This window comes from Paenibacillus sp. LT-B23 (assembly GCF_059417685.1).
The window spans coordinates 124,138-136,704 of sequence record NZ_JBSQBM010000007.1 but is presented as its reverse complement, the minus strand read 5'-3'; the positions used below and the strand labels follow the sequence as shown (position 1 = coordinate 136,704).

The following is a 12,567-nucleotide window of genomic DNA, read 5'->3' as shown; positions in this document are numbered from 1 at the left end:
ACAAAAGCCTCCCGAACACCCTGATCACAGGGGTTGGGAGGCTTTTTAGCATTAATTTCAACTACTTGATCTTGTATCCGCTGCTTGTGAGGCTCTGACTGTTTCCTGAATAGCGTTAGCATCCTGGGTCACTCCGCTGTGGAGAACAGGAGCAGCGTCCCGTGAGTCGGTTGTGATTTGGCCTTGACCCGTATGGTATGAATCTCCTGTCCAAAAACGGTCAAACAGAGTATCAATCGGCATCACAATCATCTTTGGCACCATTACGTCCCTTTTTTCATGCAACTGCTCTGGGCCGGAAGGATGGATAACACTAAATAACAGCTTTAAATATATGGTTGACACTATCCTGAACAGTCCCTTGGGAAGATCTCGTATCTGAAAACCCAGTTTCTCTGGGCCCCTGTTAATCATACTCACTGCATAAACGGCCTTAATACCGTTCATTTTGGGGTCATCTGCAATCCGGTAGGCTAGATCAGGAAGCTGTCGTTTCACAATCCGAATCAGTTGAATAGCCAAATGTACCATAGACTTGGCGGTTGTGCCTAATTGAAACAGCATTTTATTATCAAAATGCAGCTCGACGATGGCGTCCCCTTTTTCCAGCCACCTGCCGTTCTCCATGTTCACATTTGGCCCATGATAGATACTCCGACGGTAGTAAAAGATCGTGTCCTCCTTGCGCACCGGACGCAGACGGAACAAGGCGTGAAATAGCCGCTCATACAGCAACCATCCGAATACCAACGTTTTTTTAAACCAGCCCATACTGGATATTTCGGTCGTAGCGGGTCTGCTGGCAGACTGACGACAAAACAAGGTATCGACACGTACGCTGCGCAGCTTCCGTTCTTGGGCAACCACCAACAGCTTCTCCAGCGCAATCAGCATATTTTGCGGAGCACCTGCGTCTGCCCCCAATGTCGTACCACAGTCATGAAGCAGCATCACCTCGCCACCTCTCAGCTTTTTGAGCATCCGCTCAGCTAACTGTTTTGCTCCGATGCTTGCCTTCCAGTCCCCAAACATGGAGGACCATAATACGATTCGGCGACCATTCGCGTTGGAAATATCAAAGAAATTCACAATGCCCCATGGTGGGCGGTAAAAGGTCGTTCCCTCCCCGGTTACCCGGCGAATCACTGCCTCTGTCCGGGCAATCTGTCTTCTTACCGTGACGGGCCGCATAAGCCAATTCGATTTGTGCACATAATTATGAATACCGATCAAGTGACCTTCGTCATGCATGCGTTTCAAAAGCTCTGGGTGTTTTTCCGCATGCATGCCAACAACAAAAAAAGTAGCCTTGGCATCAAAACGTTTCAGCAAATCAAGCAACTGCGGGGTATACACCGGATCAGGACCATCATCGAAGGTGAGCGCATACTCTTGCTCACTTTTGCCCCGCCGGAATACCCGAAATCCAAACATACGACTGACCAGCGCCGGAATAAAAGCATAAAAAGTTGAAATGTAAAACATCCATAACAGCAAAGTCTGCACGTTTTATCCCCACTTTTCTATTTCTGGACTACCAAGCAGGCTTCTGAGGAAAACTCACTTACTTATATGTTATCACAAAGTCGTAAGCGTGCCGAGATTTTGCTGCATTCTTTCTTGAGCATAACAATCAACTACGGGTCTAACCCAACGCTGCTCAAGGCGGTTATACTGCTGATCTGGATTTTCTACTTTGAGTACCTGTACAAGCAGCATAGAGATCCAATTTAGTGTACAATAGGTAAAAATCTTAAAGGAGTCGTTGTATACATATGTTACCATTGTACAAAAAATATTGGCGGACCGTTTTTGATATCGGCCTGATTGTATTAACCGTGTATTTAATTATGTTCGTCTCCAGTAAGCTGTATCAGCTCGCGGCTCCTGTGTTCCTGTCGTTCGTTGTGTTTTGGTGCATTGAACCTGTGGCCCGTTATTTCAACCGCAAAGGTATGAAGAAGCCTTTCGCTTCCGCGCTCTCCGTTTTACTGTTTGTCATCCTTTTACTCGCTATTTTTTTTGGACTGGGTCTGATTCTCGTTACGCAATTTACGAAAGTGGCGCAAAATCTCCCACAGTATACCCAAATTATCCAAACGGAATTCACGCGGTATCTTCATCTTTCCCAAGATAAAATTGCCGCTTTGCCGCCGGGGATAACCGAACGTGTTAACGATTATTTTGAAACTGCGACCGCCATTGCCACCAAATGGGCACAGCTGGGGCTATCCTTTTTCATACAGTTTCTCAGCTCCTTCACTGTCTTTATGGGCAACTTTGCAGTTGCCATTATTTTAGCTTTCTTTTTAAGTATGGAGATCAATCTCTGGAAGGGCATTGCTCGCAGTAAAACACCCAAGACGCTTAAAACCGCTTATCTTTTTCTGAAAAATCATGTACTCAAAGCGATTTCAGCCTTTCTGAAGGCACAAGCTTTACTGGTAGGAATTACCTTCGTTCTTGTATTTATAGGTTTACTCATTTTGCAGGTGGATAATGCCCTGTCGTTGGCTCTTGTGGCGGCTTTGTTTGATATTTTGCCCCTGCTGGGTGTACCTGTTATTTTTATTCCGTGGGCAGTCTATTTGTTCATCACGGGCAACACCGGCCTGGCTGTAGGGCTACTCATTGTCATGGCTGTTACGGTAATCGTCCGCCAGCTTGCAGAACCTAAAATCACCGGTAATTCCATCGGCGTTTCATCCGCTTATCTGATGCTTTCCTTTGCCATTATCTCGTTGTCGATCTTCGGATTGGCCGGGTTGATCCTGTCTCCAATCCTGATCATTTTACTGAAGGAATTATGGCAGCAAGGCTATTTGCAGCAATGGATTCGATTTCCGACAGAAGAATTCGAGGAGCCTCCTTTTATCGTCAAAATTCAGGAGGAAGATCGTGTAGCTTCTCGTGGGACCGAGGAAAATTGAGCTAACAGGTCCATCACTTGACCGAACAATACTGTTGCCTGATTTGCAGAATGCTGTGGCGCATTTTGTACCAAGACGGCAACGGCATAACGAGGGTGCTCCACCGGGCCATACCCGATAAACCATTGGTGATTCACGGGTTGACCATCCTTTAGAGCCTGGGCTGTGCCCGATTTTCCAGCCAGATGCCACGACTTGCCTCGCAAGGATGCACCTGTACCGTGGGCTACGACCTTTTCCATCGCTTCGCGAAGCGTACGAGCTGTGGAAGCGTGAATCGGATGGCTTCCTTCGGGTGATGGAGAAGCGTGAGCTGGCAGATCCAGCAACGTACCGCCGTCCGCATAGCTGATGTGCTTCACCAGCCGTGGAGCATGCACCTGACCATTATGCAGCAATGTCACGATGAGATTGGCGGCTTGGAGGGGCGTGACCAGCACGTCTCGCTGGCCGATAGCTGTCTGGACGCGCACACCCGGATCAGTCGCATTTGTAAGGGAGCCGAATACGGCTCCCTTTTCTTCGTGATCCAACGGACTGAACTGCGACATGCCTGCAAGATTCCGCTCCTGCCAGCCGACAGTCCGGTTCAATCCGAGCGCAGAGGCTGTGGCCTGAATTTGGACAGGGCTAAGCCGTTCACCCAGATGAGCGAACACAATATTACAGGATACGGCAAGCCCTTCCTCCAGGTTCAGAGCGCCGTGTCCTTCTTTTTTCCAGCATGCCAAACCATACTCCCCATAGGTCCCATGACAATGGAATTGCTCCTTCGGTTGGACTACCCCCGATTCAAGCGCAGCCGCCGCCGTAACAAGCTTGAAAATGGAGCCGGGCGTCACCGCCTTGAGGGCGCGATTAGACCAGCCTGTTGTCTGCTGCGGATCGACGCGACCAGGGTTATAAAAGGGACGAGACACCATCGCCAGTACATCGGCGTTCCCTGCATCCAGCACAACCACCGCCCCTTCTGCCAGATGATTGGTTTCCGTCAGCTTTTCAAGCTGCTGCTGTAAGGGAAGATCAATTGTCGTCTGAACCTGTAGAGGATAGTGATCATTGGATGGCGAACTGACCCGTAACGGCACATGAGCCAGTGGACGGCGCTGCGCATCTACAAACCGGGAAACGAACGTTTCACCGACACCGCTCAGCAGCGGCTCCAGCGTTCTTTCCAGCCCGGCTGCCCCGGTCGGCAGTTGACCCGGTCGGTCTGGTCGTTCATACAGGAAGCCAAGCCACTGCTTGCCATTGGGTAAATTTGTGTAGCGTGTCGAATACGGTACAAGCTCTACCAGCGAAGGTGCGAGGCTAAGCAGTTTATCCGCTTCATCCGGCTTGATTTGCAGGGGTTCTCCACGCCCATCTCGCCATAACAGCGGGGATTGCAGCCCCTTCCATCGAGACAGTAGCTCGTTCTTGTTTGTCCGCAACAGCTTGGCAAGCTGTTCTCCGTGCAGGGCTGTTTTACCATCTACATCAGGAAAAAGCACAGGTGTCCATGCCACGCTCCCAGTTAACGAGCGTCCGTACCGATCCGTAAATTGCCCCCGCCCCGAGTCGATTGCAATTCCCTCCTGTCGCTGTCGTACAGACATTTCCTTGAGCGAATGCCCTCCGTAAGCGGACATGTGGATACCTGCCGTCCCCTGTATCCAGGCCAGCCGCAATAGCAAAAGGAGTAGCAATGCCGTAATGCTCAATGCCGTATATACAATTCGACGTTTTCGAATGAAACTGCTGCCACGCCTCGGCACACGCATCCTTCTTTCATCTTTTTTCCAGTAGTATGTCCTGTAATTGTTTTTTCCAATCTGTATGCTATATGGCATGTCGTTTTGTTGAAAAGCAAAACCACCCAGCTTGGGAAGCCGAGTGGTTAGTTATTAAACATTGCCTTCACGATTATTTACGAACTAAATCCAAATTGCTTTAGTGATGATAACCAACAGAATAAAGAGTACCAAAATTGCACCAGTAGAAGTCCAACCGCCGTAACCACCTTCAAATCCACCCATGGCTCGATCCCTCCTTTGATGTGTAGTACACTTCAGCATATGTAGGAGATTACTCAAGGGCAGGGCATTCAGGCAAACAAATAAGGCTCTACCAGTACAACGCAGTAGAGCCCACAATGTTATAAGAGAAATGTTTTCAAGATGATCACTAACAAAATAAACAGTGTCAGGATAGCAGCTATTGATGTCCACACTCCTCCGAAGCCTCTTTCCATTTCCCCCACAAGAACGCCTCCTTTGTTTTAACGTACTGTATAGGCTATGCAAGGTCTTGGCTAAGGAAAGGGCTTCTGGGTAAACAATAAATTCATATAACAAGATAATCCTGCAAACGCGAGCAAGCTCCTACAATTTATGAAGACCCATGCTTTACACGGTAAACCGCGAAAGCTGCTCCTTCAAATTCGTCGATACTCCTTCCAGCTTATCAGACAATCCTACCAGTTGATTCCCGATATTTGCCTGCTCGATGCTGAGGGAAGCGACTTCCTGCGAAGTGGCGGAGGACTGTTCTGCTACCGCGCTCACACTGGTCATCGCCTCCGACAAGGTCGCCTGCGATTCACTCAGCTCCTGAATAGATGAGGTAACCGTGCCCAATCGAAGCGCGAATTCTCCCATTTGCTGCTGTACCGATTGGAAAATGTCCGTCGTCTCCTGTACGGCTCCCATCTGCTGTCGGAACAGTGGATATACCTCCGATAACGCCTGAACCGTCTCATTCATCTCGCCGACGATGTTATTAATAATTCCCGTCGCGGTGCGAATGGCTTGACGTGATTGTTCAGCCAACTGGCGAACCTCATTGGCCACCACCATAAATCCGCGACCTGCCGTTCCGGCCCTTGCCGCTTCAATCGTAGCATTCAACGATAAAATATTCGTTTGCTTCGCAATATCCTGTAGCACATCCAGCACCTTAAAGACATCGGAGGTCGTCTCCTTCAGCTTGTCTACTTTGCTCACAAGCGCATGCGTTGTTTCCTCCGTAACCTTGGTCTTACCCAGAAGGTTTTTCAACTGAACCGTTCCTTGTTCACTGGATTGCTCGACCTCCTGTGCGACCTTGCTCATTTCATGGTTGGAAGCTATAACCGTTTCCATTTGCTGTGATATGTTTCCGGTCAGTCCGCTGCCACGTTCAGCCTCTGTCGCCAAGCTGGCGGATCCGTGAGCAATTTCCTCAGTAGCCGCTGCAATTTCCTTGGCTGAGATGGCTGTCTTCTTCGAGGCATCACTGAGTTCCGTCGCTGTATCCAGCACCTCTTGGGCTGAAACATTCGTCTGATCTACCAGCAAAGTAATCTGCTCCATCATCGTATCAAAGCTTACAGACAACTGCCCGATTTCATCCTGCGCGTTGTAGTTGGTACGAACTTGCAGATTGCCTTTGGCTCCTTCCAGCATCAGATCCTTTAAATGCGTTAAAGGGAGAGCCACAAGGCGCACCATCCACAAACCGATGAACAACGCGATCAGTGCCGCCACTGTAGCAAAAATCCAGGTCGTCGTTAAAATCCCTTCGGCATCTTTAACCAGCACAGATACAGGTACGACACCCAGGAGAATCCATTTGGAGGTTCCCAGCGTATTATGCACGACCAGTACATTTTGCACTTTCCCATTTGCTGACTGCTCCAAAATTTGATTTCCTTCAATACCCTGAAGCTGTGAAACGTAATCCAGCTTTTGTTTCCCTCCAGCCAGAGCCTCAATGTTAGAGCCTATAAAAACGCCATCCTGTGTAATAAGGCTAATCATACTGCCCGCACCCAGATCAATACTCTTCAACTGATCATCCACGGCACTGGACTTCAAATCCATGACCAGAACGTAAGTACCGCCCAAGCCGGACATGCTGTTCATGGAACGAGCCAGACGAAACGTCTTGCTGCCATTTTCATTTTCCTGTGTAGGCAACCAGACGATCCCTTTATTTTTTAAAATATCCTTGAACCATGCTTCCTGACGTACATCCTTTTGTGTTCCTGTGCCCATAGCAGCCAGATCCGTCTGTTCAGGATACAGATAAAGCGAATCAATTTCCTTGTTTGTAAATGCAATATTCGTTAACTTCTTGTTTACTTCACCCATAGCGACAAATGAATCAAACGAATTTTTCTCCTGCTTTGCCGCCTTTTGTAGCTGATCACTTAATTCAGTATCAAAAAACACCTGTGTCGAGGTATCCTGAAAGCGTTCCAAAATGATATCCAGCTTCTCTGCCGTTTGTTGAACCGTTTGCTGGTATGCGGTAGCCGCATTTTGTTCAATTGTGTTTTTGGCTTTAAAATATGAAATCATTCCCAGACTGATCACAAACAACATAATCGCTGTAAAAAAGATCAAAAACAGCTTCATACCTACCGAACGAACCGGATTATAGTTTTTGACCAGATGCATAAAATCCTTACTGTACTTTTCCGGCTTGAGTAAGCGCTTTAAATTGTATGCGCCTACACGAGTAGCCTTAGCTAACCAGGGAACAACCTTCGAAGACGTCTCCGCTGCTTTGTCTCCTTTAGCCGTTGTCGCCTTGCTGCCCTTGATACCTTTAATGATAGCCGTTTTTTTTGCTTGCTTCTTCGTTGTATTCCCCTCTTTTTTCAAAAAACCCATCTCTCTCACCTACCACCCTATAATTAGTTTCCTGATCCACGTATCCGTTATGTATCTATTATCTATATAATATCTATCGGAACTATTCGACGAGGAATGTAGCTTTCCTTTCAACTCCCACTAAATTTTGTGAAACTTTTTTCCTAGAAAAGTATTCAAAAAAAAGCCCCTCCAACCGATAGGAGAGGCTTTTGAATCTTTTTATCCAAGACTTAAGACTTAATTACTTCTTTTTACGCATCATGTCAAAATAAGATACAGGCTGATCTACCTTCATTTTGATCCGTTGAAGCGGGTGGCGGGCAGCATCCAGTTCGTTACCTTCTTCATCCCAGATCGTTCCGACCGTTTGTTTAAAAAACGTACCGTTCGGACCAAAAAATTCAATTTCATGTCCCGGTTTAAAATGGTTACGCTGTTGAATGGTAGCTATACTACTTTCAGCATCGTAGTCCATAACCAGTCCGGCAAAATCATAAGGCGCAGCCTTTTCTTCCGGTTCATAAATATGATCCTCATGATCCGGTGTATCATAGAAAAAGCCGGTATTCAGCGGACGATTGGCTGCCTTGTTAATTTCATCAATCCATTCCGGCTTGAGCACATAATTTTCAGGATCAGCCATATAGGAGTCAATCGCTTGACGATAGACATTTACAACCGTAGCCACATAGTGAATGGACTTCATACGTCCCTCTACTTTGAAGCTATCCACACCGACGTCAATCAGATCAGGGACATTTTCAATCAAGCAAAGGTCCTTAGAGCCCATGGAAAAAGCATTATCATTTTCCTCAAACAGTGGAAGCTGATTAACGCCAAGCTGGAATTGCTTCAGCACATTACTATCCTGCGCCTCTTCTTCAGATATCCACACCTCGTCTTGACGGGCATCCTCAAACAGATCGTACTTCCAGCGGCAGGACTGGCAGCAGCCCCCACGATTGGAATCTCGGTCCGTAAAGTGATTGGACAGCACGCAACGACCGGAAAATGAAGAGCACATCGCACCATGGACAAAGGCTTCGATTTCGATGTCCACATGCTTTTTAATTTCTTCAATTTCCTCCAGGCTGGTCTCACGGCCCAGTACCACACGCGGCAGTCCTTCATTCTTCCAGAACTTTACCGCCTGCCAGTTCAACGTCGATTGCTGGGTGCTCAAATGCACTTCCAGCTCCGGCACCGTACGTAATGCCACAGATACAATCGCAGGATCAGCGACGATGACTGCATGAATACCCGCCTTGTGCAAATTACGCAGGTATTCTTCAATCCCCGCAATATCCTCATTGTGCGCATAAATGTTGGTAGCAACAATAACTTTGGCACCATATTTTTTCGCGAACTCTACGCCTTCCCGCATTTCCTCAAAGCTGAAATTATCGGCATTGGAGCGCAGACCGTATTTTTGTCCACCAATGTACACGGCATCCGCGCCATAGTGAATAGCAAACTTCAGCTTTTCCAGATTTCCGGCAGGAGCCAGCAGCTCCGGCTTATCCAGACGATTCCGCTTGCCCATATACTTTCTCGTTTTGGTCATCGTTCCCATGACGTTCCCCCCTCTGTGTACTCTTTTTCAAATTAATAAACCTGTTCTTTATAGAAAAATCCGAAGGACAGTTCCCGTTCAGGATCTTGAAGACGGCGAACCTCATCCAGCCAGCTTTCATCATAAGCATAAGCGTCCGGATCGGCTGTAAAAGTATCCATCGCCTTGCGATAAGCACGAACGACCGCCGCGTTATAAGCCGTAGGCTTCAACAAGCCCTCGATCTTAAAGCTGTGCACGCCTGCCTCCATCAAAATATGCAGGTCCTCCATAATACAAAAATCGTCCGAGCTCATAATATGCGTTCCGTTGATATCCTCATAAATCGGAAACTTCTCTTCCTGCCGCTCTGCTTCGATCAAAAACAAGCCGCGCTCTCTGCCCAGATCACCTTCCACCGGGCGTCCCTGATGCAGCATATAGCTTTGTACAAGCTTGCGCTTGGAATGATAAATATTGGTCATGCCATGTACCTGAACCTGCGCCTCCATGTTCAGCTTGGGCACCATTTCCGTAATTTCGTCCATACTGAGCTCACGGGCCAAAATGACACGCGAAGCGCCCTTCTCTCCCCAATAGTTGGCGGTTGCGAAGTTGGTGGAAATCATTTCACCGTTCCAGAACAACTTCAAATGAGGGGCATATTCCTTTACCGCCATTAATACGGCCGGATCATTAAACTCAATGGCATCTACACCGCATCCGGCAAGCGTCTGCACGTATTCGGGAAGGAACGGCAATAGCTCGTTCGTCATCAAGTTGGTCATGGATACATATACCTGGGCCATATGCTTCCGAGCTTCTTCCACAACCTCACGGATTTGGTCCGGTGTAAAATGTCCCGGTAACCGCATCCCAAAGCGGTCATCTCCAATAAGCAATGCGCTTGCTCCAGCCTCCAGCATTTGACGGGCATCCTCTGGAGAGCTGGCAGTTACCAATAGTTCGGGTTTGTAAGCCACAGGCTCACCTCCTAATTTGTCTTACGGTTGCTCACCTGTATATTATGCAAATGTTCTTTATATGTCTTGGCAAACAAATGTCCGTGCGTTCCGTCTTTTTTGGTCACATAAAATAAATAATCCGTAGCGTTCGGCTGTAAAGCCGCTACCACTGATTTCAGACTGGGGCTTGCAATCGGCCCCGGTGGAAGCCCCTGATGCAAATACGTATTATATGGGCTTTCTACAGCCAAATCCTTGTAGTACAGCCGTTCCTTTTGCTTGTCCAGCATATATTGAACGGTAGCGTCAATTTCCAGCTTCTTATCCTGCTTGAGCCGGTTATAAATAACGCCAGCCACGACAGGCCGTTCATTATCTACAACGACCTCGCGCTCCACCAGAGAAGCAACGGTCAGCAGTTGATGCAGCGTTTCCCCCCGCTGTTTCAGCTTGGCGTCCAAATCGGGAACGGTCTCCAGACGTTTTTGCGTCTGTTCCAGCATTGCCTGTATAATATCTTTGGTCGTACTGCCCTTTTTCAGCTCATAGGTTTCCGGGAAAAGATAGCCTTCCAGCGCATAGCGAAGCCCCGCCTTCTTTGGAATGTCCCGCACCAGCGCGACGTCAAAAGCGGACGGATCGTTGGCCAGCTGCAAAAATTGCTTCTGGTCCGCCAGTCCTTCCTTTTGCAGCTTATCAGCCATCTGTCTGATCGTAAATCCTTCCGGTATCGTAAAACGGATCATTTCCTCTTTCACAACGTCCCCTGCCGATAGCTTGGCAATCAACTGATCAAAGGTAGCACCAGGCTGTGCCTCATATTTTCCGGCCTGAAACGCACTGCCTTGCTGTTTGAATTTAAGATAGGCCTTAAACACGAGCGCATTACGTATGAGTCCCTTTTGCTCCAGCGTATCTGCTATAGCGGATGTACCCATTCCCTTCACTACTGTAAATGCAACCGGCTGCGTCTTCGTCTGGACAGGCTGCATGGCATTCCAAATATATAGAGTTGCTCCGCCTGCTATGATCACAAACAATAGAAGCAACGTAACCAATGTCGTCCTTCGCTTCAATTCCACCCAACTCCTTCACAGCCAAAAAGGGCGGACTGGTCCGCCCTTTCAGGTTTGATCTCCTCGTTATCCAGACCTTACAGCTCTTCCGGCAGTGTGCATTCATCATACAGCTCGGAAATATCTTCCCACTCATCGTCATCCTCAATCGTGGTGATGGAAATATCACCTTCCGGGGATGGGCTCACATGATACAACTCATGCTCGCCTTCAGCAGCTCCAGGTTTGCGCAATACGGCGTACCGTTGCTCTCCTACCTTGAACTCTGCTTCCAGTTCCATGCGTACCGCACGGCCCTGTTCATCCTGTAGCTCTACATCGCCGCCGAACGCTTCCTTCAAATCAGAGGTCCAGCTCAGGTCTTCACGTGAATAGTTCGTCATTTCCCGTCTTCCTCGTCCTCTTCTTCCACAAATGTATTAAAGGTCTCTTCAACGATTTCCCATTCGGCATCGTCTTGGATCACAAACAATTTAATATCATCGCCTTCTTCCTCGTAACGGAAGGCGTACACATCGGACTCGTCGGCTTCAGGGTCCACTGGCGCAACCATCATGTACTTCGCTTCGGAACCGTCTACCTCAAACTTCATAATGACCTCGAACTCTTCCTCGTTGCCCTCGTCATCGGCAATGTAAATAATTTCCGGCTCTTCTTCCATACCCACTTGATTTTCAGCCATTACGAAATCCCCCTCACCTTGTACTGTGTGCGTCCAAATAGTTTTGCAAGATCAGGCTTGCGGCCAGTTTGTCTACCACCTGCTTGCGTTTTTTTCGGCTGACGTCGGCCTCCAGGAGCGTGCGCTCTGCCGAACGCGTCGTCAGCCGTTCATCCCAAAGGTGAACGGGTAAACCCAGTAACTCCTTGAGTCGGTTCGCAAACTCAATGCAAATCTCACCGCGTGGACCCACGGTACCGTTCATGTTTTTAGGCAAGCCTACTACAACCTCGCCGACCTCATTGTCACGGACCAGATTTGCAATCTTACCGAACTCGCTGTCGTCACCGCGTCGTTCTATGACTTCCAATCCTTGGGCGGTCCAGCCGAAGGCATCACTTACGGCGACCCCGATTCGGCGGTCCCCGTAATCCAATCCCATTACTTTCATGCCTGTCTCCTAACGGTGCTTGGCCAGATAGAAACGAACCAGCTCTTCAATCAATTCATCGCGTTCTTTTTTGCGTACCAAGCTTCTGGCATTATTATGCCGTGGCACATAAGCCGGATCACCTGACAACAAATACCCGACAATCTGATTGATCGGATTGTATTCTTTTTCTACCAAAGCATCATATACGGTCAACAAAATCTCCTGAGCAGAAGCTTCCTTCTCATCCGCCTTGACATTAAATTTGACCGTTTTGTCCATGGAATCCACTGTTGACACCTCGCTTCCACAAAACATGTGTACATGTTTATGC

General features: G+C 48.2%; 12 protein-coding genes. 1 reads left to right on the top strand and 11 read right to left on the bottom strand.

Annotation, left to right across the window (positions count from 1 at the left end; translation table 11 throughout):
* Positions 1-57: 57 nt before the first annotated feature.
* A complete protein-coding gene (locus tag ACWXW9_RS11000; protein WP_494929417.1) occupies positions 58-1,506 on the bottom strand; it encodes a polysaccharide deacetylase family protein in 1,449 nt (482 codons plus the stop codon).
* A 269-nt stretch (positions 1,507-1,775) separates the two neighbouring features.
* Here ACWXW9_RS11000 and ACWXW9_RS10995 point away from each other — a divergent pair, with 269 nt between their 5' ends.
* Positions 1,776-2,930, top strand: a complete 1,155-nt coding sequence (locus ACWXW9_RS10995; protein ID WP_494929416.1) for an AI-2E family transporter — start codon at positions 1,776-1,778, stop codon at positions 2,928-2,930.
* Here the strand turns inward: ACWXW9_RS10995 and ACWXW9_RS10990 are convergent.
* From ACWXW9_RS10990 to ACWXW9_RS10945, 10 genes are all read right to left on the bottom strand, one after another.
* Positions 2,885-4,693 carry a peptidoglycan D,D-transpeptidase FtsI family protein gene (locus ACWXW9_RS10990; protein WP_494929415.1) on the bottom strand — a complete coding sequence of 603 codons (1,809 nt, stop codon included), beginning with the start codon at positions 4,691-4,693 and terminating at the stop codon, positions 2,885-2,887. The genes ACWXW9_RS10995 and ACWXW9_RS10990 overlap by 46 nt on opposite strands.
* Before the next feature lie 153 nt (positions 4,694-4,846).
* Positions 4,847-4,948, bottom strand: coding sequence for a sporulation protein YjcZ (locus ACWXW9_RS10985; protein WP_082067271.1), 102 nt, complete (start codon positions 4,946-4,948; stop codon positions 4,847-4,849).
* 369 nt (positions 4,949-5,317) lie between these two features.
* Positions 5,318-7,567 carry a methyl-accepting chemotaxis protein gene (locus tag ACWXW9_RS10980; protein WP_494929414.1) on the bottom strand — a complete coding sequence of 750 codons (2,250 nt, stop codon included), beginning with the start codon at positions 7,565-7,567 and terminating at the stop codon, positions 5,318-5,320.
* Positions 7,568-7,790: 223 nt separating this feature from the next.
* On the bottom strand, positions 7,791-9,122 hold the full coding sequence (locus tag ACWXW9_RS10975) for a peptidase U32 family protein (protein WP_494929413.1): 1,332 nt from the start codon (positions 9,120-9,122) through the stop codon (positions 7,791-7,793).
* Between the two features lie 32 nt (positions 9,123-9,154).
* Positions 9,155-10,084 carry a peptidase U32 family protein gene (locus tag ACWXW9_RS10970; protein ID WP_494929412.1) on the bottom strand — a complete coding sequence of 310 codons (930 nt, stop codon included), beginning with the start codon at positions 10,082-10,084 and terminating at the stop codon, positions 9,155-9,157.
* 11 nt (positions 10,085-10,095) lie between these two features.
* On the bottom strand, positions 10,096-11,124 hold the full coding sequence (gene mltG, locus ACWXW9_RS10965; RefSeq protein ID WP_494929489.1) for an endolytic transglycosylase MltG: 1,029 nt from the start codon (positions 11,122-11,124) through the stop codon (positions 10,096-10,098).
* Positions 11,125-11,219: 95 nt separating this feature from the next.
* The gene (locus ACWXW9_RS10960) at positions 11,220-11,525 is read right to left on the bottom strand and encodes a DUF1292 domain-containing protein (RefSeq protein WP_014282931.1); all 306 of its coding nucleotides are present in this window, start codon (positions 11,523-11,525) and stop codon (positions 11,220-11,222) included.
* A complete protein-coding gene (locus tag ACWXW9_RS10955) occupies positions 11,522-11,824 on the bottom strand; it encodes a DUF1292 domain-containing protein (protein ID WP_025682191.1) in 303 nt (100 codons plus the stop codon). Before ACWXW9_RS10955 ends, ACWXW9_RS10960 begins: the two co-directional genes overlap by 4 nt.
* A 13-nt stretch (positions 11,825-11,837) precedes the next feature.
* Positions 11,838-12,254: a Holliday junction resolvase RuvX gene (gene ruvX / locus ACWXW9_RS10950; protein WP_014282932.1), complete on the bottom strand. Its 417-nt coding sequence runs from the start codon at positions 12,252-12,254 to the stop codon at positions 11,838-11,840.
* Between the two features lie 9 nt (positions 12,255-12,263).
* The gene (locus ACWXW9_RS10945; RefSeq protein WP_007431624.1) at positions 12,264-12,524 is read right to left on the bottom strand and encodes an IreB family regulatory phosphoprotein; all 261 of its coding nucleotides are present in this window, start codon (positions 12,522-12,524) and stop codon (positions 12,264-12,266) included.
* Positions 12,525-12,567 lie beyond the last annotated feature (43 nt).

What these genes read in the sequence shown, in the direction of transcription:
- ACWXW9_RS10995 (WP_494929416.1), top strand. Translation starts at nt 1,776, where the DNA reads ATGTTACCATTGTACAAAAAATATTGGCGGACCGTTTTTGATATCGGC.
- ACWXW9_RS10960 (WP_014282931.1), bottom strand. Translation starts at nt 11,525, where the DNA reads ATGACGAACTATTCACGTGAAGACCTGAGCTGGACCTCTGATTTGAAG.
- ACWXW9_RS10990 (WP_494929415.1), bottom strand. Translation starts at nt 4,693, where the DNA reads ATGCGTGTGCCGAGGCGTGGCAGCAGTTTCATTCGAAAACGTCGAATT.
- ACWXW9_RS10955 (WP_025682191.1), bottom strand. Translation starts at nt 11,824, where the DNA reads ATGGCTGAAAATCAAGTGGGTATGGAAGAAGAGCCGGAAATTATTTAC.
- ruvX (WP_014282932.1), bottom strand. Translation starts at nt 12,254, where the DNA reads ATGAAAGTAATGGGATTGGATTACGGGGACCGCCGAATCGGGGTCGCC.
- ACWXW9_RS10980 (WP_494929414.1), bottom strand. Translation starts at nt 7,567, where the DNA reads ATGGGTTTTTTGAAAAAAGAGGGGAATACAACGAAGAAGCAAGCAAAA.
- ACWXW9_RS10985 (WP_082067271.1), bottom strand. Translation starts at nt 4,948, where the DNA reads ATGGGTGGATTTGAAGGTGGTTACGGCGGTTGGACTTCTACTGGTGCA.
- ACWXW9_RS10975 (WP_494929413.1), bottom strand. Translation starts at nt 9,122, where the DNA reads ATGGGAACGATGACCAAAACGAGAAAGTATATGGGCAAGCGGAATCGT.